Origin of the sequence: Streptomyces sp. CB01249 (assembly GCF_001905735.1) — a bacterium.
Classification (GTDB): Bacteria; Actinomycetota; Actinomycetes; order Streptomycetales; family Streptomycetaceae; genus Streptomyces.
Window position 1 is genome coordinate 333707 of sequence record NZ_LISW01000002.1, and the last position, 21099, is coordinate 354805.

Annotated in this window: 18 protein-coding genes and 1 pseudogene; 8 read left to right on the plus strand and 11 right to left on the minus strand. The window is 72.2% G+C overall.

Translation table 11 applies throughout. The annotated features are described in order from the left end of the window. Positions 1-11: 11 nt before the first annotated feature. Positions 12-2978, minus strand: a complete 2967-nt coding sequence (locus AMK18_RS09930) for an AfsR/SARP family transcriptional regulator (RefSeq protein WP_073862542.1) — start codon at positions 2976-2978, stop codon at positions 12-14. 275 nt (positions 2979-3253) lie between these two features. Beyond that, positions 3254-3457 carry a cold-shock protein gene (locus AMK18_RS09935; RefSeq protein ID WP_003967102.1) on the minus strand — a complete coding sequence of 68 codons (204 nt, stop codon included), beginning with the start codon at positions 3455-3457 and terminating at the stop codon, positions 3254-3256. 284 nt (positions 3458-3741) lie between these two features. Here AMK18_RS09935 and AMK18_RS09940 point away from each other — a divergent pair, with 284 nt between their 5' ends. From AMK18_RS09940 to AMK18_RS09955, 4 genes are all read left to right on the plus strand, one after another. Further along, positions 3742-4620, plus strand: a complete 879-nt coding sequence (locus AMK18_RS09940; protein WP_018101362.1) for a menaquinone biosynthetic enzyme MqnA/MqnD family protein — start codon at positions 3742-3744, stop codon at positions 4618-4620. A gap of 240 nt (positions 4621-4860) precedes the next feature. Next, positions 4861-6630: a serine/threonine-protein kinase gene (locus AMK18_RS09945; RefSeq protein ID WP_073862543.1), complete on the plus strand. Its 1770-nt coding sequence runs from the start codon at positions 4861-4863 to the stop codon at positions 6628-6630. Positions 6631-6702: 72 nt separating this feature from the next. After that, positions 6703-7902: a cyclic dehypoxanthinyl futalosine synthase gene (gene mqnC / locus AMK18_RS09950; protein ID WP_018101360.1), complete on the plus strand. Its 1200-nt coding sequence runs from the start codon at positions 6703-6705 to the stop codon at positions 7900-7902. 7 nt (positions 7903-7909) lie between these two features. Then, entirely contained in the window at positions 7910-8557 is a 648-nt protein-coding gene (locus AMK18_RS09955) for an imidazolonepropionase-like domain-containing protein (RefSeq protein WP_073862544.1), read from the plus strand. A 57-nt stretch (positions 8558-8614) separates the two neighbouring features. Here AMK18_RS09955 and AMK18_RS09960 read toward each other — a convergent pair whose 3' ends face one another. The 5 genes from AMK18_RS09960 to AMK18_RS09980 all read right to left on the minus strand — a co-directional run bounded on the left by AMK18_RS09960 (position 8615) and on the right by AMK18_RS09980 (position 12125). Then, positions 8615-8857 (minus strand): helix-turn-helix domain-containing protein, encoded by a 243-nt coding sequence (locus tag AMK18_RS09960; RefSeq protein ID WP_073862545.1) that lies wholly within the window; start codon positions 8855-8857, stop codon positions 8615-8617. 250 nt (positions 8858-9107) lie between these two features. Further along, entirely contained in the window at positions 9108-9782 is a 675-nt protein-coding gene (locus tag AMK18_RS09965) for a DUF3152 domain-containing protein (RefSeq protein ID WP_241836527.1), read from the minus strand. Between the two features lie 90 nt (positions 9783-9872). Next, positions 9873-10586, minus strand: a complete 714-nt coding sequence (locus tag AMK18_RS09970) for a DUF3152 domain-containing protein (RefSeq protein WP_073862546.1) — start codon at positions 10584-10586, stop codon at positions 9873-9875. Positions 10587-10707: 121 nt separating this feature from the next. Beyond that, positions 10708-11604: a hypothetical protein gene (locus AMK18_RS09975; protein WP_073862547.1), complete on the minus strand. Its 897-nt coding sequence runs from the start codon at positions 11602-11604 to the stop codon at positions 10708-10710. 11 nt (positions 11605-11615) lie between these two features. Then, complete coding sequence (locus AMK18_RS09980; RefSeq protein ID WP_073862548.1) at positions 11616-12125, minus strand: SigE family RNA polymerase sigma factor; 510 nt, start codon at positions 12123-12125, stop codon at positions 11616-11618. Between the two features lie 134 nt (positions 12126-12259). On the opposite strand from AMK18_RS09980, the gene AMK18_RS09985 reads away from it, so the two are divergent. Beyond that, complete coding sequence (locus AMK18_RS09985) at positions 12260-12955, plus strand: demethylmenaquinone methyltransferase (RefSeq protein WP_026171291.1); 696 nt, start codon at positions 12260-12262, stop codon at positions 12953-12955. 4 nt (positions 12956-12959) lie between these two features. Here the strand turns inward: AMK18_RS09985 and AMK18_RS09990 are convergent, their stop codons facing one another. Further along, positions 12960-14411: a phosphodiester glycosidase family protein gene (locus AMK18_RS09990; protein WP_073862550.1), complete on the minus strand. Its 1452-nt coding sequence runs from the start codon at positions 14409-14411 to the stop codon at positions 12960-12962. Positions 14412-14413: 2 nt separating this feature from the next. Then, positions 14414-15154, minus strand: coding sequence for a peptidase inhibitor family I36 protein (locus tag AMK18_RS09995; protein WP_073862551.1), 741 nt, complete (start codon positions 15152-15154; stop codon positions 14414-14416). Between the two features lie 191 nt (positions 15155-15345). Between AMK18_RS09995 and AMK18_RS35675 the strand changes: the two are divergent. Together AMK18_RS35675 and AMK18_RS10000 are read left to right on the plus strand one after the other, a co-directional pair. Continuing rightward, positions 15346-15414, plus strand: a pseudogene (locus tag AMK18_RS35675) (zinc-ribbon domain-containing protein); the annotation flags it as partial. A gap of 99 nt (positions 15415-15513) precedes the next feature. Beyond that, positions 15514-17826, plus strand: a complete 2313-nt coding sequence (locus AMK18_RS10000; RefSeq protein WP_079199258.1) for a hypothetical protein — start codon at positions 15514-15516, stop codon at positions 17824-17826. Between the two features lie 4 nt (positions 17827-17830). Here AMK18_RS10000 and AMK18_RS10005 read toward each other — a convergent pair whose 3' ends face one another. Further along, positions 17831-18352 carry a GNAT family N-acetyltransferase gene (locus AMK18_RS10005; protein WP_073862553.1) on the minus strand — a complete coding sequence of 174 codons (522 nt, stop codon included), beginning with the start codon at positions 18350-18352 and terminating at the stop codon, positions 17831-17833. Between the two features lie 97 nt (positions 18353-18449). On the opposite strand from AMK18_RS10005, the gene AMK18_RS10010 reads away from it, so the two are divergent. Continuing rightward, the gene (locus AMK18_RS10010) at positions 18450-19733 is read left to right on the plus strand and encodes a geranylgeranyl reductase family protein (protein ID WP_073862554.1); all 1284 of its coding nucleotides are present in this window, start codon (positions 18450-18452) and stop codon (positions 19731-19733) included. Positions 19734-19840: 107 nt separating this feature from the next. On the opposite strand, the gene AMK18_RS10015 is transcribed toward AMK18_RS10010, so the two are convergent. Then, complete coding sequence (locus tag AMK18_RS10015; protein WP_018101349.1) at positions 19841-20674, minus strand: C40 family peptidase; 834 nt, start codon at positions 20672-20674, stop codon at positions 19841-19843. Between the last annotated feature and the right edge of the window lie 425 nt (positions 20675-21099).

Genomic DNA, 21099 nt, shown 5'->3' on the forward strand with positions numbered 1-21099 from the left:
TGAACGCGGAGTCAGCGGGCCTGGGACGAGGTACGGGCGAGCAGGCCGCGCACCATGTCGCTCTCGGGAGCCCTCAGCTGGTCGAAGATCCCCAGCGCCTCCTGCCAGCAGACCTTGGCGCGATCCGCCTGCCCTATGCCGTCCAGGGCCTGCCCCAGCACGGTCAGCACATTGGCCCGGCGCCACTCGCCGCCGATGTGGAGCAGCACCGTCAGCGCCTGCTCGGAGTACTCGGCGGCCCGGGCCGGGCGCTCGGCCGCCAGATGCACCTCGGCCAGCCGGAAGAGCGTCATCCCCTCCCAGAGCCGCTGGCGACTCTCCCGGAAGACGGACAGGGCCTCGGTGAGACGCCCCTCGGCCTCGCTCTGCCGGCCCGCCCGGGTCAGGGCGAGGCCCAGCGCGTAACGGCCGTTCGCCAGGCGCAGGGTGAGTCCGAGACGGGCGTAGAGGTCGATGCCCCGGCCGGCCAGCTCGACGGCACTGGCCGTCCGCCCGATGGCCAGATGGACGCGGGACAGATTGCACAGGGCGCTGGCCTCGCCGGCCTGGTTTCCGTCGGCCCGGAACGCGGCGATGGTCTGCTGGAGGAGGACTTCCGCCTCGTCGTGCTGATTGCGGTACGCGGCGATGATCCCGAGCTCGTTCGGTGCGTTGCAATGGGTCCAGACGTCATCGACCGAGGAGCCGAGGGCCATGGCCTGCCGGGCTTCGTCCTCCGCCCTGTCGAAGCGGCCCGCCGTGCTGTGCACCTGGGCGAGCGTCGTCCGCGCCCGTGCCTCGGAGCGGGCGTCACCGGCCACGGTCGCGGCATCCCGCACGGTCGTGGCGGCCGATTCGAACTGGCGTGAGTTGGCGCCGGATTCGGCGAGATCCTTGGCGGCGAGCAGGAGGTCCACCGCCCGCCGGACGGTTCCGGCGGCGCCGCTCTGCTGGACGCACGCGAGGAGCGGGCTCGCCTCCGCGTACAGCCAGTCGAGGGCCCGTCCGTGATCGGAGAACGACAGCCCGGGGCGGACCGTGTGCTCCAGGTGGTCCACGGTGCGGTCCCCGGGCCGCTCCAGCGCGTACACCCCCGCCGCCGTCGCCAGGTAGAAGTCCAGCAGGCGCGACAGCGCCGCCTCCCGCTCCCCGGGCTCCTGCTCGTCCCGTTCCGCGCAGGAGCGCGCGTAGAGGCGGACCAGGTCGTGGTAGCGGTAGCGGCCGGGGGCGGCGGACTCGACCAGGGACGTGTCGACCAGGGCCTCCAGGAGGTCCTCCGCCGTGTGCGGGTCCCGGTCGAGGAGGGCGGCCGCGGCGGCGAGCGAGATGTCCGGGCCGTCCGCGAGGCCGAGGAGGCGGAAGGCGCGGGCCTGGGCCGGTTCCAGCTGGCCGTAGCCGAGTTCGAAGGTGGCCTTCACCGCGAGGTCGCCCGCCTGGAGCTCGTCCAGGCGGCGGCGCTCGTCGGCCAGCTTGGCGGCGAGGACCGACACGGTCCAGGTGCGGCGGGAGGCCAGCCGGGACGCGGCGATCCGGATCGCGAGGGGGAGGAAGCCGCAGGCGGCGACCACGTCGAGCGCGGCCTCCCGCTCCGAGCTGATCCGCTCCTCGCCGACGATCCGGGTGAAGAGCTGAAGCGCCTCCTCCGGCGACATCACGTCCAGGTCGACCAGATGCGCCCCCGCCAGGTCGACCATCCGCACCCGGCTGGTCACGAGCGCCGCGCAGCCCTCCGTGCCGGGGAGCAGCGGGCGGATCTGGGCGGCGTCGTGGGCGTTGTCCAGGAGGACCAGGACCCGGCGCCCGTCCAGCGTGGACCGGTAGAGCGCGGCGCGCTCGTCCAGCGTCTCCGGAATGGCCGAGTCCGCGGTCCCGAGGGCGCGGAGGAAGGCCCCGAGCACCGTCTCCGGCTCGGCGGCCCTGGCCCCGGCGCCCTGGAGGTCGACGTACAGCTGCCCGTCCGGGAAGTGGCGGCGGGCCCGGTGGGCGACGTGGACGGCGAGCGTGGTCTTGCCGACGCCCCCGATCCCGGCCAGGGCGGAGACGGCCATCACGGACCCCTCCGTCGTGGCGAGCCGGTCGCCCAGCTCGCGTACGAACGCGTCCCGCCCGGTGAAGTCCGGGACGGTCGCGGGCAGCTGGGCCGGGCGGACCGGCGCCGCGGCCGGGGCCGGGTCGTCGGCCGGGCGGGCCAGCTCCTCGTCGGCGCGCAGGATGCGCTGCTGGAGCTGCGCCAGCTCCGCGCGCGGATCGACCCCCAGCTCCTCGGCGAGCAGCCGCCGGGTGTCCGCGTAGACGGCCAGCGCCTCCGCCTGCCGGCCGCTGCGGTACAGGGCCACCATCAGGAGCTCGCGCAGCCTCTCCCGCAGGGGGTGCGCGGCGGTGAGCGCGGTCAGTTCGGAGACCGCCTCCGCGTGGCAGCCGGCCTCCAGGTCCAGATCGAGGCGGGTCTCGGTGAGCTGGAGCCGCCACTCCTCCAGGCGGGTGCGCTGGTACTCGGCGTACGGGCCGGGCACCGAGGCCAGCGCCTCGCCGTCCCACAGGCCGAGCGCCTTGTCGAGGAGGGCCCGCGCCGCGTCCCGGTCGCCGCCCGCCCGCGCCTTCTCCGCGCCCGACGCCAGCTCCTGAGCCACGGTCAGGTCCAGCGCGTCGGCGCCGGTGCGCATCGCGTAGCCGCCGGAGTCGCTGACCAGCGTCTCGGGGCCGAGGACCTTGCGCAGCCGGGAGGCGTAGGTGCGCACGGCGGCCAGCGCCTGCGAGGGCGGCTCGTCGCCCCAGATGCCGTCGATGAGCTCGGAGGCCGTCGCGGTGTGCCCGCCGCGCAGCAGCAGCGCGGTCAGCAGCGCGCGCTGCTGCGGCGACCCGGACGCCAGCGTCTCGCCGCCCCGGTGGACCCGGACCGGGCCGAGTACGGAGAAGTGCAGCACGGCCTCGTCCTCCGGGCCCCGCTCGGGGGTCCGCTGCTGCGGAACGCGTACCCGTGGCCCGTCGACACGGCCCATTGCTGCCTCCTGTCCTGCCTGCGCACGGCCCGGCACGGTCACTGTGTCCGGATCGGTCATAGGCCGTCCGGATTGCTCCATACCGTTGATATCGCCGTCAACAGTCTGCCTTGTGAAGGGTCGGCCCGTCAGTAACGGATGACTCTCTGCACAAGCCCTCGACAACGATTCGGAACGGCCCGCGCACGGGCAGGAGCCCCGCTCCTCCGCCGGTGCGGAGGAGCGGGGCTCCTTGGGTACTGCTCTTACCGGCCGCGATCGGCCGACCCGGGCAACTAGGCCGGGGTGACGTTCTCAGCCTGCGGACCCTTGGGGCCCTGAGTGACGTCGAAGTTCACGACCTGGTTCTCCTCGAGGGAGCGGAACCCGGACGCGTTGATCGCGGAGTAGTGGACGAAGACATCCGGGCCGCCGCCGTCCTGGGCGATGAAGCCGAAGCCCTTTTCAGCGTTGAACCACTTGACGGTTCCGGTAGCCATAAGCCCTCCTTGGGCCAAAGGGTTGCCCTGCTCCAGAACCTGCAATGAAGTCTGAAAACTACAAAAGCCTGCGGGGTTACATGCTCCGCAGGCTCTGTACTGCAAGGGAAACCAAACTGCAACTTGCCGTCGAGCCTAGCACGCAGCGTGTCCGTAGGGGTAGAGGGAAAGATCACTTCACCCGGATGTTTGACGGCCGCCCGGATGAGCCATCCGAGAGGGCCTTCCCGTGCGCCGCGGCCCCCGGTGGGGCGGCCGCGAAGGTACGGGTCTAGCCTCGCGATGTGGACAATTCAACCGTTTCAAACGTCGCGGGCGACGACCGTCGCCCCCGGCCGCGCGTCGGCCACATCCAGTTCCTCAACTGCCTTCCCCTCTACTGGGGGCTGGCACGCACCGGAACCCTGCTCGACCTGGAGCTGTCGAAGGACACCCCCGAGAAGCTCAGCGAGCAACTGGTCAGGGGCGAGCTCGACATTGCCCCCGTCACCCTCGTCGAGTTCCTGCGCAACGCGGACGACCTGGTCGCGTTCCCCGACATCGCGGTCGGCTGCGACGGCCCCGTCATGTCCTGCGTGATCGTCTCGCAGCGGCCCCTGGAGGACCTGGACCGGGCCCGGGTCGCCCTCGGCTCGACCTCCCGCACCTCCGTACGGCTGGCGCGGCTGCTGCTCGCCGAGCGGTACGGAGTCACCCCCGACTACTACACCTGCCCGCCCGACCTGGGCCTGATGATGCAGGAGGCGGACGCCGCCGTCCTCATCGGTGACGCGGCCCTCCGCGCCAACCTGCACGACGCCCCCCGCCTCGGGCTCCAGGTCCACGACCTGGGCGCGATGTGGAAGGAGTGGACGGGCCTGCCGTTCGTCTTCGCCGTCTGGGCCGCGCGCAAGGACTACCTGGCGGCCGAGCCCACCGCGGTCAAGCAGGTCCACGAGGCGTTCCTCGCCTCCCGTGACCTGTCCCTGGAGGAGGTCACCAAGGTCGCCGAGCAGGCGGCGCGCTGGGAGGCGTTCGACGCGGAGGTCCTGGAGCGCTACTTCACGACGCTCGACTTCCGCTTCGGCCCGGACCAGCTGGCGGGCGTCCAGGAGTTCGCCCGCCGCACCGGCGAGGCGGCGGGCTTCCCGGCCGACGTGAAGGTGGAGCTCCTCGGCGGATGAGAACATCCCGCCGCCGGGGAATGGCATTTTCGATTTCGTTGAACATGCGATGAATGGTGGATTGCGCAATCGGTCATCGGCGGACCGGCGCATTCACGCCTTTTATCGCGGTGAATGACGTCGTTCGTTCCCTTGGGGGCGAAATCGGCGGATGGTTTCTCCCGTGACCGGACGAGACTTCGCGGACACGAACTAGGCTTCGGTCGGAGGTCCGGCCGGTTCACAGGGGGAGTCCTTAATATGCAGCCGCTGGAAGCCGGGGAACCGCTCAGCATCGGCTCCTACCGGCTGCTGGGCAGACTCGGCGCCGGCGGCATGGGCCGGGTGTACCTCGGGCGCAGCGCCGGCGGCCGTACGGTCGCGGTCAAGGTCGTCCACCCGCACTTCGCGCTCGACGAGCAGTTCCGCGCCCGCTTCCGGCGCGAGGTGGAGGCGGCCCGGCGGATCGGCGCCCAGTGGACCGCGCCCGTCCTGGACGCCGACCCGGACGCCCCCGTCCCCTGGATCGCCACCGGTTACGTGGCGGGCCCGCCGCTCTCCGCGGCCGTCACCGAACACGGCCCGCTGCCCGAGCACGCGGTCCGGGTGCTGGGCGCCGGACTCGGCGAGGCGCTGGCCGCGGTGCACGAGCGGGGCCTGATCCACCGGGACGTGAAGCCGTCCAACGTCCTGCTCGCCCTGGACGGCCCCCGCCTGATCGACTTCGGCATCGCCCGGGCCATCGACGCGACCGCCTCCCTCACCTCCACCGGGGTCTCCGTCGGCTCGCCGGGCTACATGGCGCCGGAGCAGATCCGGGGCACCGACCTCTCCGGCGCGGCCGACATCTTCTCGCTGGGCGCGGTCCTGGCCTACGCGGCGACCGGCTCCGCACCGTTCCTCGGCGACTCCTCGGCCGTCCTCCTCTACAAGGTCGTCCACGAGGAACCGGAGCTGGGCGATCTGGAGGGCGGTCTGCGCGAGACCATCGCCGCCTGCCTGGCCAAGGACCCGGAGCGGCGGCCCACCCCGGACGAGCTGGCCCGCCGGCTGCTGCCCGGCGGCGCGGCGGCGGCGGTCGCGGCGGGCTGGCTGCCCGGGCCGCTGGTCCGCGAGGTCAGCAGCTCGGCGGTGGCGCTGCTGGACCTGGAGCCGCAGGAGGCCCCGGTGCAGTCGGGGCCGGTGCCGTTCAGCAACCCGTCGCTGGGGACGGGGAGCCCGTTGACCGGGCAGGACACCGGGACGGGCGAACCCTCCGGGGGCCCGTACGGCTCGCCCGCCGCCGCGCTCGGCGTCTTCGGCCCGCCGGTCGACCCGCCGCACCCTCCGACCGCCGGGGCCGACGGGCTGCCGGGGCAGCGGACCGGGGGCCGGAGCCTGACCCTGGGGGCGACGGCGGGCGGCGACGGGGCGGGACGGCGGCGCGTCAGCTGCACGCTCGCGCTCGCGGTGGCCGGGGCGCTGGCCGCGGTGACGGTGGGCGGCGCCTTCTGGCTGGACCTGATGCCGGGCACGGGCGGCGACACCGGCAACGTCGGGCAGGCACCGCCCGCCACCTCCGGAGAGCCCTCGCCGCCGAAGGACTCGGACACCGGCTCGGCGACGAAGGGCCCGACGGCGAGCCCGACGAAGAGCCCGCCGACCCCGGGCGGGGCCGCCGAACTGCCCGACGCGTTCGTCGGCACCTGGAAGGGCCCGCTCACCGAGAAGACCACGGGCGAGCCGCACGGCACGCTCACCGCGGTCTTCACCAAGGGCCGCGAGGGCACGGACGTGGTCCACCTGACCACGTCCCTCTCCATGGGCTTCGAGATCAGTTGCTACAGCGTCGCCACCCTCACCACCGCCTCCGACGACGAGCTGAAGCTGCGCGAGCGCGCCGACCCGGACCGCCCGAGCACCGCGGGGCTCTGCACCACCACCCCGGCCGACCTCCACTTCACCCGCGCCTCCGACGGCACGCTCCGCTTCCGCTCCGACGAGAAGGGCGCGGGACTCCCGTACGGCACGCTCACCCGGTCCGACGGCTGACCGCCGAGCCCCCTGGCGTACGCTGAACCGGTCCGTAGATCCGTTGAAAAACCGCCGAAAGGTGACAGCCCGGTGACCGAGAAGGCCGACCTTCAGCCCATCCTCGACCGAGCCGCCGAAGGCGGCCGGATCACTCCGGAGGAGGCGCTCGACCTCTACCGGTCGGCGCCGCTGCACGCGCTGGGCGCGGCGGCCGACGCCGTGCGCCGCCGCCGTTACGCCGGTACGGAGCACATCGCGACGTACATCATCGAGCGCAACATCAACTACACCAACGTGTGCGTCACGGCCTGCAAGTTCTGCGCGTTCTACGCCGCGCCGAAGGACACCGCCAAGGGCTGGTCCCGGGACCTGGACGACATCCTGCGCCGCTGCGCGGAGACCGTCGAGCTCGGCGGCACGCAGATCATGTTCCAGGGCGGGCACCACCCGGACTACGGCGTGGAGTACTACGAGGAGCACTTCTCGGCCATCAAGAAGGCGTTCCCGCAGCTGGTGATCCACTCGCTCGGCGCCTCCGAGATCGAGCACATGGCCCGGATCTCGAAGGTCTCCGCCGAGGAGGCGATCAGCCGCATCCACGCCGCCGGTCTCGACTCCTTCGCGGGCGCGGGCGCCGAACTGCTGCCGGCCCGCCCGCGCACCGCCATCGCGCCGCTGAAGGAGTCCGGCGAGCGCTGGCTGGAGATCATGGAGATCGCGCACGGCCTGGGCGTCGAGTCCACCTCGACCATGCTGATGGGCACGGGCGAGACGAACGCCGAGCGCATCGAGCACCTGCGCATGATCCGTGACGTGCAGGACCGCACCGGCGGCTTCCGGGCGTTCATCCCGTACACGTACCAGCCGGAGAACAACAAGCTGAAGGGACAGACGCAGGCCACGCTCTTCGAGTACCTGCGGATGATCGCCATCGCCCGGCTCTTCCTGGACAACGTCGCCCACATCCAGGGCTCCTGGCTCACCACCGGCAAGGAGGTCGGCCAGCTGTCGCTGCACTACGGCGCGGACGACCTCGGCTCGATCATGCTGGAGGAGAACGTCGTCTCCTCGGCCGGTGCCAAGCACCGCTCCAACCGGCTGGAGATCATCGACCTGATCCGCAAGGCGGACCGGGTCCCGGCCCAGCGCGCCACCACGTACGAGCACCTCGTCGTGCACGACGACCCGGCGAACGACCCGGTCGACGAGCGCGTCGTCTCGCACATCTCGTCCGTCGCGATCGAGGGCGGTACGGCACACCCCGAGCTCAAGCTTCTCAGCGCCAACTGACCGCTCCATGCTGACGATTCACGCCGCCGCCCTGCTCCTGCCGGGCGGCGGCCGCGCACCCGTGCCCGGTGGTGCGGTGGCCGTGCGGGACGCGGTGGTCGCCGCCTTCGGGCCGTACGAGGAGCTGGCCGCCGCCCACCCCGGCGCCCGCGTCCGCCGCTGGCCGGGCGTCCTCACCCCGGGGCTGGTGCAGCGGGACGCGGTCCGGCTCCTGGAGGAGTGGTACTTCCCCGACCCCCGCGAGGCGGACGCGCTGGGCACCGAACCCCTGACCGGCGCCGCGCTCGACGCACTGGGCCCCGAGGACACCTGGCGTGCGGGCAGCGTGCGGCGCGGGCTGCAGCAGATGCTGCGGTTCGGGACGACGCATCTCGCGGGCCGGTTCACCGATGCGGCGGTCGGGACCGTCGTCGCCCGCTCCGGGCTGACCGTGGTCCCGCCTTCCGGAGACCGCGATGTGCCCGGTGAACCCGGCCTCGATCCCTTCGCGCGGGGCCACGACGTGCCCGGCTCGGAGCACGGCCCCCTCACCGAGGGGGGCCGTGCCGACCTCGCGGTCTTCGACGTACCGGATGTGGCGACGCTCTGCGCTGCGGGCGCGCGGATGTGCGTGGCCACGGTGCTGGGCGGCAGGCTGGTGTACCGCCGGCGGTGAGGGGAAATGTCTCCCCCTCACTTGGAGCGCCGGCGGACCCGAAAGGCTGAGAGCGTTTTATGCGCTATGGGTCAGCTCAGGGGCTTTTGCCAGATTGCGGGCGCATGTGGGGCAGATGGCTGGTATGTCCAGCTTTTCCAGTGCTGCGAGAAGGCAGAGCTGTAACCGGCTGAGACTGCCGAGCTTCGTGCGGAGATTGGTGATGTGGAATTTCGCGGTGCGTGGCGTGATGTGGAGAGATACCGCGAGCGCCTCGTTCGACGGTCCGTCGTGCAGGGCGGCGAACACCTGGCGTTCCATCGGAGTGAGTTGGTGAAGCGGGGTCCGTGTCAGCTGTGTCGGATGTTTCCCCTGGTGGTGCCGTGTACCGCTGTGATCGGCACATACTAGGCAGCGAATCCTCATGATCCCCCCCGGGACTCAGTTCGGATTTTTGAACCTAGCATGGAGATCGGGCGGCCAACGGAAGAGTTTTACGTTACGGGATCCCCCGGACCGGGCGGCGTGGACTCGTCGTGAGGGGAGGGTGCGGAACTTGCCGAAGGCTCCCTCACGGCACGGGCGGCCCGCCCAGGTACGTCCCGTTCTTGTCGTACGGCCAGGCGTTGGCGACGCAGCCCTTCAGGCCGTCGATCTGCTGCATCATCGCGGGCGCCGGGCGGCCCTTGCCGGGGCAGGTCTCGTGGCCGTGGCCCAGCCAGTGCCCGACCTCGTGGTTGATGATCAGTGCCCGGTACTCGCCCAGCGGGCCGCTGAACTCCGGCGAACCCGTCTGCCAGCGCTTCAGGTTGACCATCACGACCGTACCGACGCGGCAGTTGACCTCGCCGTGGGTGTCGAGCCCGCTCGCGCCGCAGATGCGGTCGGTGGTCTCCGGGGTCGCGATCCGGATGACCAGCCCCGCCGGCCCCTTCGCCACCTGGCGGAACCGGTGCTCCCCGTGGTGCGTCCAGCCCCGGGGCGCGGCCAGGATGTGCGCGACGACTGAGGCCGCCTTGTCCGCGTCGAGCCCGGAGCCGTCCTCCACCTCCACCCGGTAGGCGTTGCCCGTACCGCTGTCGGTCGCGGCGGCGCGGGCCACGGTGAAGGCGGCGGGTGCGGGCCCGCGTGCGTCGTTCCAGCGCAGACCGGCGACGGCGGCAGCCGCGAGTACGACGGGGACGACAGCCCATGTGAGCAGCCTGCTCCGGCCGCTCTTCCCCCGGCGCCCTTTCCATCCGGGCATCCGTAACCCTCCCCAGCGATCGACGTTCCGTCCCCCGCTGTAGGACCGGTGATCTGGATGATTGGTTCAGTCCACTTCTCTGAAGGATCGTTACGGCACCGACGGGCCGCCCAGGTATGCCCCGTTTTCGGCGTACGGCCAGGCGTTGGCGACGCAGCCCTTGAGTCCGTAGATCTGCTGCATCATCGCCGGGGCGGGGCGGCCCTTGCCGGGGCAGGTCTCGTGGCCGTGGCCCAGCCAGTGGCCGACCTCGTGGTTGATGATCAGGGCGCGGTAGTCGTCCTGCGGGCCGTCGAACTCGGGCGAACCGGTCTGCCAGCGCTTGAGGTTGACCATCACCTTCTCGCTGATCCGGCAGTTGACCTCGCCGTGCGTGTTCATCCCGCCCTGTCCGCAGATCCGGTCCGTGGTGTCCGCCGTCGCGATGCGGACGACCAGCCCGGCCGGGCCGGAGGCCACCCGGTGGAACGTGCGCTTCCCGCCCTGCCCCCAGCCGCGCGGCGCGGCGAGGATCTCGGCGATCCGGTCGGCGGCCTCCTCCGGATCGACGCCGGTGCCGTCCTCGACCTCGACGCGGTACGCGTACTGCCCGGAGGACGTCGTGTCGGCGCGGGCGGTCGTGAAGGTGCCGGGGCCGGAGGCGGGGATACGGGTGGGGCTCGGCTTCACGGAGGGCTTCGGGCTCCGGACGGGCTTCGCGGAAGGTGTGGGGGAGGGCGAGGGGGACGCGGCGACCGGCTTCGGTGCGGCGGCGGCCGCCGGGGCCTCGTCACCGCCCGCCCAGCGGGGCGCGAGGACGACCACGAGGCCGATCAGCGCCGCCGGTACGGCGACGGCGGTGAGTATGCGTATGCGGCCGCGGCGCCGCGCCCGTCTCGCGCGTCTTCGTCCGCGACCTGCTCCGCCGTGCCGCCCCCGCGTGCTCTCAGCCCCCACGGACAGAGCCCTCCTTCGCTTCCATCGGACGTTCGTCCGCGTACTCGACCAGATTCATGAACTCCGGGTCCTGGACCGCGGTCAGCAGGTCCTCGGCGGTGACCGGCGCCGAGACCATGGCCGTGTCATCACCCCCCACGGTGAGCACGACGCGGCTGTGCCCGTACCTGAAACGCACGGTGGCCCCGGTGATGGTCTTGCCCCCCTTGGCGTTCCCGGCCGCCGTGATCGCCTGGGCCGTGATGCCCCCCGGCAGCGTCACCTCGTCGCACTGGAGGCCCTTCGCCGCGATGCTGAGGCAGGGCGAATCCGCCCGGGCGGCCTTGCCCGTGGCCAGCGGGCGGATGGAGAGCGTGATGGGGAAGACCGGGCCGTCCTCGCCGCCCTGGTAGCGGCTGACGGCGATGTCGACCGGACGGACCGGGCCGATCGCCTTGGGCAGGAGCGCTTCGAGCACCCCGGCGGCCTCGTTCTGGAACACCAGCTGCCGTGAGAGCTCCTTCTCCGGCAGGTCCGCCATGGAGGTCTCGCCGGGGCCCGGCTCGACGTGCACGGGGGGACGGACCGGGATGTACGGGTAGCCGGGGGCCGCCGGTGCCGCCGACGCCGAAGACGCCGCCGACCACCGGCGTACCGGCTCCGCGTCCCCGCCCCACACCGGCAGCGCGGCGCCGAGGACGCCGAGACCGACGATCGCGGTCGCCGCCGCCCCGATGGCGGCGCGGGCCCGGGCCCGGCGGCGGCGGCCCTGGACCAGGGCGCCGGGGACCAGATCGGGCAGCGGCGGCGCCCCGTCGGTGGCCCGCTCCATGGCGGACCGGACCAGCAACTCCTCGTCGTCGCGGGCGGGCTCGTCGCCCGGAGCGGGGTCCATCAACACGTACACGGCGTCACTCCTCAGCTTCGGGCGGTGTAGAGGTGCGCATCGCCGAGGCGGGCGCGCAGCGTGGCCAGCGAGCGCGAGCACTGGCTCTTGACGGTGGACGGGCTGCACCGCAGCAGCCCGGCGACGGTCTCCACGCTCAGGTCCTCCCAGTAGCGCAGGACGACCATCGCCCGGGCGCGGGGCGGCAGTTCGGAGAGGGCGGCGAGCAGCGTGACCGTGAGCTCGGGGCCCACCGCGGGGGCGGGCGCGGCGATCGGCGTGTGGGCGAGGAGGTCGCGGAGCCGACGGCGGCGCTCGGCGATGTAGGTGCGGGTGAGCACGGTCCGGGCGTAGGCGTCCGGATGGTCGGCGGCGCCCGCCCGGCGCCAGTGCTGGAACAGCTTGGCCAGCGTCGTCTGGGTCAGGTCGCGCGCGGCGTCGGCGTCGCCGCAGAGCAGGTACGCGGTGCGGTAGAGCCGGTGCTGACCGGCGCGGGCGAACTCCTCGAAGCCGTCGGCACCCCGGCTGGCTCCCGTGAACATCTGCCCCCCTTCCTGTTCTCGGCGAAGGTCTCTTCGTGACTACTGAGTGCCGCGGGGCGGAAAAGGTTGAAGCGGGATTTCGCCCGGGGCGTCCGCCGCGAGGCCGCACGGACCGGACTGCTTGAATGGGGAGCGTGACCCGAGCATCCCTGGACAAGCAGCCGCACGAAGTCGCCTCGATGTTCGACGGCGTGGCGGCGAACTACGACCTGACCAACGACGTGCTCTCCCTCGGCCAGGACCGGGTGTGGCGCAAGGCGGTCGCCAAGGCGGTGAACGCGCGGCCCGCCGAGAAGGTCCTCGACCTGGCGGCCGGCACGGCGACGTCCTCGCTGCCGTTCGCCGCGACCGGCGCGTACGTCGTGCCGTGCGACTTCTCCACCGGCATGCTCCGCGAGGGCAAGAAGCGTCACGCCTGGCTGCCCTTCACCGCGGGCGACGCCACGAAACTCCCGTTCCGCGACGAGACCTTCGACGCGGTGACGATCTCCTTCGGCCTGCGCAACGTCCAGGACACGGACGCGGCCCTGCGCGAGCTGTACCGGGTCACCAAGCCGGGCGGCCGGGTCGTGATCTGCGAGTTCTCCCAGCCCGTCTGGACCCCGTTCCGCACGGTCTACATCGAGTACCTGATGCGCGCCCTCCCCCCGGTCGCCCGCGCGGTCTCCTCCAACCCCGACGCCTACGTCTACCTCGCCGAATCCATCCGCGCCTGGCCCGACCAGCCCGGCCTGGCGAAGAAGCTCCAGCAGGCCGGCTGGTCCCAGGTCGCCTGGCGCAACCTGACGGGCGGCGTGGTGGCCCTGCACCGGGGTGTCAGGGCCGCCTGACGCTCTACTTGGCGTACATGCCGTAGCCGCCGACCCCGGTGTACACCGAGTCGGCGACCCGCCGGTGGACGTACGTCGGTCCGGCGGGGTCCTTGCCCTTGTCGGTCGGCGGCGTCCGCGTCTCCGTACCCGTCATGAGCGTCGTGGACCCGCCGCCGTCGAGGTTGAGCACGTCGACCAGCGCCAGCTCCGGCGAGTCCAGCAGGCTCGCGAACGCCCGGAGCGAGTCCCCGTCCTCGTGCGTGGTCGACGCGGTGGCCTGCGTCTGCCCGGTGAGCGTGATGAACACCGGGTGGCCCTTGATGTTCGTGCCGATCGCGGTGCGGGAATCGGTGCAGATCAGGTTCGTCCCGTCGGCGCCCGTGACGTGGCCGTTGCACGAGTCGGGCAGCTCCGCGGGTACGCCGCTCGCGCTCAGGAGCCGGTGGAAGGAGCTCACGACGTCCACCGAGTCGTCCAGCGGGATGTCCCGGTCGAGCGTCACGTCATGGAGTCTCAGGTCGACGGCCGGGTGGTCGTCGCGGGTCAGGTGGGTGCGCAGCCAGTCCGCCCCGGTGCCCACCCCCTGGAGGATCCGGCCACCGGCGGGGACGTGGACCTGCTCGGCCGCCGTCTGCCCGCCCCGGCGCTCCCGGGCGTCGGTGACGACGCCGTGCGCGTCGAGGACGACCTCGAAGCCGGGGTCGTCGTCCGTCGTGACCGTCGGGTCGATCCCCGGCTTCGGCACCGGGAAGCCGTAGTCGTCGGTGAACAGGACGATCTCGTCCGGGTCGGTGTACAGCGCCGTCTGGCCCGTCACCGCCGTGTCCTCGGCGTCCCGGGCGCAGCCCCGGCTGCGGCCGGGATCGCGGTTGACGTCGTCTATGCGTACGGTCGCGCCGGAGGCGGTGGTCAGCTTCATGTCCGTACGGAGCTTGGTGATGTACGGGATGCCGTACTGGAGGACCACCCCGTTGCTGCCGGCCCCGTTCATCCAGCAGCTGGAGCTGTGCAGGACGCCGTCGGTGACCGAGACGCCCGAGTGCATGACCGTGGTGCCGTCGGCGCCGGCCGGGAGGACGTGGTCGGGGTGCTTGGGCTCGGTTTTGAACAGGCCGCCGTTGACGCCCGCGTAGGGGTGGCGGGCGGCGACCGTCGAGACTCCGGCGAGTTGGTCGGCGACCGTCTCGGTCAGTCCGTCGGCCTTGCCGACTACGCTCTCCAGGGTGAGCGCGGAGGCGGTCGGGTCGATGTCGACCACGTTCAGGACACGGCCCCGGGTCCGGTTCTCGGGCACGCGCTCGGTGTACCGGGTCAGGGTGACTCCGGTCGCCACCTTCGTCGGCGCCTGCTGATCCCAGTTGGCGGCCAGCGGGCTCGCCGGTGCGTCTGCGGCCGGGGCCGCGGGGGCGGTGAGGACGAGGGCGCTCAGCGCCGCCGCCACGGTCGCCCAGGTGCGGGTGAGGGATCTGCTCATGGTTACTGGCACTCCGAGGTTCCGTTGACGAGCTCGTGCGAGCGGAAGGTCCCGGCGAAGGGTGCCGGGACGGTGGTGCTGTCGCCCTTCAGCACGACGTAGGCGCCGTACTTGGTGGCCGGTGCGGCCGGGTCGGTCCAGGTGCCGGTGAACTTCTCGGTCGGGTAGAAGCAGACATGGCGTGCGGTGCGGTTCCACACGGAGACGGGTGCCACCTCGGCGCCGTACGCGTTGCCGTAGTTCTTTGTGGCCGGATCGGTCACGGGCATGTGCACGGTCATCCGGCCGCGCCCCGCCGCCTCGGTGAAGGTGCAGACGCGGTTCTCGGGGCAGCGCTCGTACCCGGTGAAGCAGTGGGCCCGGGACGGGACCAGCTTGTGGGAGCTGATCTTCCCGGCGAACCGGGGGTCGGCACCGTACTCGTCGGAATTGCCGGGTTTGATCGTCTGGAGCAGCCCGCCGAAGTCGGTGTCCACGTACACGCAGGCCCAGTAGGGGGTGTTGTTCTTCGCGGAGAGCGTCGCGTTGTCCCAGGAGGCGTCGTAACGCGTCCCGTCATCCCGCACGGCGAACGTCCGCTGCGTGCCGCCGCCGCCCGAAGCGCTGTACAGGCACAGCTGTCCGGCCGGGCAGTCGTCGAACGCCTGGGCGCTCGCCGGGAGTACGAAGAAGGTGGAGCACAACAGGGCGAGGGCGGCGGCTATCAGGGAGCCGCGCACCGTGATGATCTTCTTGATGGTCACGACAAATCATCGCACCACCGCACGAATGACCGAGGCACGGGACGGCCCGGTGGACGCGTGAAAGCGGCGGGTGGGATTCCGAGTTGACGGGAACCGGTGGGCAGGGAAGATGTGTCCGTTGATACGGCACGCGTCGTCCCCGTTTCCGTGTGTCACCGTCTCGCCCGTCCCCGGCCCGCTGCGGAGCTCCTATGCCCTCGTACTGCCCGTTCTGTGGAACCCAGGCGCCCGACGAGGCGCGCTTCTGCATGAAGTGCGGGCGGGAGAGGCCGGCCGCTCCGGCCGCGCCTCCGCAGCCCGCCGCTCCGCCGCCGCCGAGCGGGGCGCCGGCCGTCGAACCGCCCGCGGTGCCCGCCTATATGACGCGGCCCGCCGTGCCGCCGCCCGGGTACGCGCCCGTACCGGCCGGGCCCTCGCCCGTCGGGATCTTCTTCGGGCGGGTGATGCGCGGGGACTGGGCGGGCTCGCTGAAGGCGGCCGTCTGGCCGACCGGGTTGATCATCGGGCTCGCCGTGGCGCTCGCCATCCCGGACTACGGGCAGGGGGACGATGTCGTCGTCGGGTGGAGCGACCGGCTGCGGATCGCGCTGGCGATGCTGCTCCAGGCGTTCGGCGGGGGATTCGAGGTCCGGGCCGTCGTGCCGGGTGGCGGCGGCGGATACGGGGGCGCCTCGCCGTACGGGGACACGTACGGCGACTTCGATCCGGGCGGGCAGAGCCAGACGACGCTCTCGCTGATCCCGCTCACCGTCACCGTGCTGTGGATCGGCGCCCTCGTCCTCGGCGCCCGGGGCGTCCGGCGGCAGGGCGGCGGGCTCGACGCGGCGGTCCGGATCAGCGTCGTGGCCACCGCCGCGGTCCTGGTCCTCGGGCTCTACGCCCAGCCGGAGATGCAGGGGTACTCGCTGCACTCCTCGCCGGTCCTCGCGGCCCTCGGCGCCCTCGCCCTCGCGCTCGTCACCACCTGCGCCGTCCTGCAACGCGACGTCGCGGCCGCCTGGCTGGCCCAGCGGCCGGGTGCGCAGAGCTTCGTATGCGCCGCCGGGACCGCCGTCCGCGCGCTCGGTGCCGTCCTCCTGCTGTGCGGCCTGATCGGCTACATCACGTACGCCACCCTGGACGACGTCAACGGCACGGCCCTGCTGATGGCCCTGCCGCTGCTGCCCAACATCGCGCTGATGGTGCTCTCGGTGAGCTGGGGCGGCTCCGTCGAGTACGACGCGCGGGGGCAGGCGGACATCATCGGCTCCGGCATGGACCACGGCTCGTTCGGGCTCGGTGAGCTGAGCGACGCCGCCAACGACTGGGCCCTCGTCGGCGCGCTCGCCACCGGCCTCGTCTCCGCGGTCATCGTCGCGCTGCTCGCCGGGCGCCGCTCCGCCGACCGGCGCGAACAGGTCACCGCGGGCGGCCTGTTCCTGCTCGGGTTCCTCGCGCTGACCGCGATGAGCGGCCTGTCCGCCGAGTTCTCCGGGAATGTCGCGGACATCGGTGGCTCGGGCACCCTGGACGTCTCGCCCAGCGTCGCCGACGCGCTGCTGTTCGGGCTGCTGTGGGTGGGCGGCGCGATCCTCGTCGCGCCGTACCTCGCGCGGATGACGGGCGGCGGCTCCCCGGGCGGCGGCTCCCCGGCGTACCCGGCCCCGCCGAGCCCGTACGGGCCGCCGAACGCGGGCCCGCACATCCCGGGTCCGTACACTCCGGCCCCCGGCCCGTACGCTCCCGCGCCCAGCCAGACCCCGGCTCCGGGGCAGACCCCATCCCCGGGGCAGACCCCATCCCCGGGGCAGACCCCATCCCCGGGGCAGACCCCAGCCCCCGGCCCGCACACCCCGCCCGCCCAGGCCACGCCCGCCGAGGCCGCCGCACCCGAGGCCCCCGTGCCCGGCGTCGAGCCGCCCACCAGCACCCTGCACGCCCCGTACATCCCCGCCCCGGACCCCGCGCAGCCGCCCGCGCAGCCCCCCGCGCCCCGGCGTCGGCGGGCCGTCCTCGTCTGGGGGGCCACGCTCGCCGCGGCGCTGATCTTCGGCGGCGGGGCCACCGCGGGCACTCTCGCCCTGATGGACCGCCACGACGACGACCCGGGCACCTCGGAGAACGACAAGGGCCGGAAGAGCGACCGGGCGACGCCCGCCGAGGACCGGACGAGCGAGGCCCCCTCCGAGGAAGCCCCCTCCACGGAGGCGAGCGCCACCACCGACCCGGCCGAGCTCGTCTTCCCGGAGGGCTACAGCGTCGTCGCCGACACCGCCGGCTTCTCGCTCGCCCTGCCGGACGACTGGGAGCGCCAGGGCGAGAAGGACCACCAAGTCACCTACGCCGCGTCCGCGGGCGACACCGCCCTGCTGAAGGTCGGCGTCATCGCGGACGCCCCCTACACCTCGTACGAGAACTTCCAGGCCCTGGAGAAGACCGCCTCCGCCAACCAGCGGAACTACCAGCAGGTCCAGCTCTCGGCCAACACCTTCCAGGGCCGCCCGGGCGCCCGGTGGGAGTACACGTACGAGGACAAGAGCGGACAGACGGTCCACGCGATCGACCAGAGCTACATCGCCGAGGACGGCACCGAGTACGCCATCTACGTCACCGAGCGGGACGTGGACTGGGTCGCCGCCCGCGAGGTCTTCGACACCGCCCTGTCCACCTGGATGCTCAACGACGTCGACTGACCGTTCACAGCTCCAGCCGGAAGACCCGGACCTCCTGGCCCGGCCGCTGCGGCGTCGAGAAGGTCTCGGCCGGTTCCATGCCCAGGCGCAGGGCCACCGCGGCCGACCGTTCGTTGAGCACGTCGACCGCCGCGACCACCCGTTCCACGCCCGCCGCGCGCAGCCGTTCCAGCGTGAGGCGGGCGGCGGCCGTCGCGTAACCGAGGCCCCAGGCCTGCCGGGCCAGCCGCCAGCCGATCTCGGTCTCGCCCACCGGGCCGTAGGCGGTCGGCCCCCACGGCTGCGCGCCCGTGAAGCCGACGACCTGCCCCTCGCCGTCGAGCACGGTCCACAGGCAGTACCCGAGTTCGGCGTCGTGTCTGCGCTGCCGCGCGGTCCACTCCTCGTACATCGACAGCTCCTCGGCCCGCCCGCCGAAGAACCGCATCACCTCCGGGTCCGCGAAGGCCCGGTGCCAGGCGACGGCGTCCTCGTCGGTCGGGACACGCAGCTGTACGACGGGCGGAGCGGCAGGCGCGATTGACATGAGGCAGCCCTTCGGAGGGTTGGTCGGCAGGCCCCCATAGACTGCCTTGGACCTGTGCCGCGCGGCACGCGAATTCGAGTCTTCGGGAGAACCGACCGTGACCGAACCCCTGTCCGAACACAGCGCGGACGTCATCGTCGTCGGGGCGGGCCCCGCCGGCTCCACGACCGCGTACTACCTGGCCAAGGCCGGACTCGACGTCCTCCTCCTGGAGAAGACCGCGTTCCCGCGCGAGAAGGTCTGCGGCGACGGCCTCACCCCGCGTGCCACCAAGCAGCTCGTGTCCATGGGCATCGACATCTCCGAAGAGGCGGGCTGGCTCCGGAACAAGGGCCTGCGCATCATCGGCGGCGGCGTCCGGCTCCAGCTGGACTGGCCGGATCTGGCCTCCTACCCGGACTACGGACTCGTCCGCAAGCGCGACGACTTCGACGAGCAGCTGGCCCGGAACGCGCAGAAGGCGGGCGCCCGGCTGTACGAGCGGTGCAACGTGGGCGCCCCGATCACCGACGAGCGCACCGGCCGGATCACCGGGGTGCACGCGAAGCTCGGCGAGGAGAAGACCCCGGTCACCTTCCACGCCCCGCTCGTCGTCGCGGCCGACGGCAACTCCACCCGGCTCTCCCTCGCGATGGGCCTGCACCGCCGCGACGACCGCCCGATGGGCGTCGCCGTGCGGACGTACTTCACCTCGCCCCGGCACGACGACGACTACCTGGAGTCCTGGCTGGAGCTGTGGGACCGGCGCGGCCCCCAGGAGAAGCTGCTGCCCGGCTACGGCTGGATCTTCGGCATGGGCGACGGCACGTCCAACGTCGGCCTCGGCATCCTCAACTCCTCGTCCGCCTTCAAGGAGCTGGACTGGCGCGAGGTCCTGAAGGCCTGGTGCGCGTCCATGCCGGAGGACTGGGGCTACACCCCGGAGAACATGACGATGCCCATCCGGGGCGCCGCCCTCCCGATGGCCTTCAACCGCCAGCCGCACTACACCAAGGGCCTGCTGCTCGTCGGTGACGCGGGCGGCATGGTCAACCCGTTCAACGGCGAGGGCATCGCGTACGCCATGGAGTCCGGCCAGATCGCGGCCGACGTCATCGTCCAGGCGCACGCCCGCGCGACCCCCGCCCAGCGGGAGCTGGCGCTGAACAACTACCCGAAGGTGCTCAAGGAGACCTACGGCGGCTACTACACGATGGGCCGCGCCTTCGTGAAGCTGATCGGCAACCCGAAGGTCATGAAGGTGGCGACCCAGCGCGGCCTGACGCACCCGCTGCTGATGAAGTTCACGCTGAAGATGCTCGCCAACCTCACCGACCCGACCGGCGGGGACGCGATGGACCGCATCATCAACGGCCTGGCGAAGGTCGCGCCGCGCTCGTAGCGCCCGTTCACAAACGAAGGAGCCGTCACTCCCGAGCGGGGGAGTGACGGCTCCTTCGTGTGCTTGACGTGCGGATCACGCTTGTGAATCCGTGAACGCGGAGGGTCCTAGAGGACGCGGACCGCGCCGGTCGGCATGTCGTAGTCCAGCGGGCGCTGCACCACACCGGTGGAGGAGTTCTGCGCACCGACGAACTGGCCGCCGCCCACGTAGATCCCGACGTGGTACGCGCTGCCCGCGCCGCCCCAGTACAGGATGTCGCCCGGCTGGAGGTTGCTCAGCGAGACCTGGGTGCCGGCGGTGGACTGGCTCTGCGAGACGCGCGGCAGGTCGACGCCCACGGTGCGGAACGCGGCCTGGACCAGGCCCGAGCAGTCCCACGAGTTGGGGCCGGTGCCGCCGGACACGTACGCGTCGCCGACCTGCGCCTGGGCGAACGCGACGACGGAGGCCGCGGAGCCGGTGGCGTTGGAGGAGTACGAGGTCGTGGTCGCGTTGGTGGAGCCGGACGACGAGGAGCCGGTGGTCTTCTGCAGCGTGGTGCGCGCGGCGTCGCGGGAGGCGCGCTCGGCGGCCTCCGCCTTGGCCTTGGCGGCCGCCTCGGCCTTCTTCTTGGCCTCGGCCTTGCGGACGGCCTCGGCCTTGGCCTTCTTGGCGTCCTTGGCGGCGCTGGTGGCCGCGGCGTCCTCCTGGGCCTGCGTCTCCAGGTCCAGGGCGACCTGCTGCGTCGCCTCGGCGGAGGCGGCGACGGTGGTGGAGAGTCCCGCCGTGATGGTGGGCATCTCGATCGTCTGGGTCACCGGTTCGGCCTGGGCCGGGCCGGCGGCACCCGCGACCGCGATGGTGCTGAGGACGCCACCGGCAACTCCGGCCCGCAGCGCCGACGTCGAGGCGTTTCGGCGGGGCTTCCGGTGGCTGGGTATGTGAGCGGTGTGGGACATGGGTACTAGCGCTATCAGGGCGCGCGGGGTCCCATCAAGAAACGTGTGTTGCGACACAGTTACGTCCGGAATCTGTGAATCCGCTTTCTGGCGGCCTTTATTGACGCCGTAACGGGCAAATCGGGCAGTCGCGATCATGGCTGTGATCACGGGTTTTCTGCAATACGCCCGAATTGCCCGTCACTTACCACCCGTTCACACTGTTGGCCAAGCCCGCTTCTATAACGGCTGATGTGGAGTGACGCAGCTCACAGCATGGTCTTGCTGTGACGGGCATACGAGGCGCGGCACGGGAAGCGGCGGTCCTCGTCCACTTCGTTCCGCGTGAACCCTCGCGCGAGTGACCCCTGTCAGGCCCCCTCGCCTCCGGTCACCCCATCCCGGCCCGCACGGCCCCAGAGTGGGGCAGATCCCTTTATCACCCC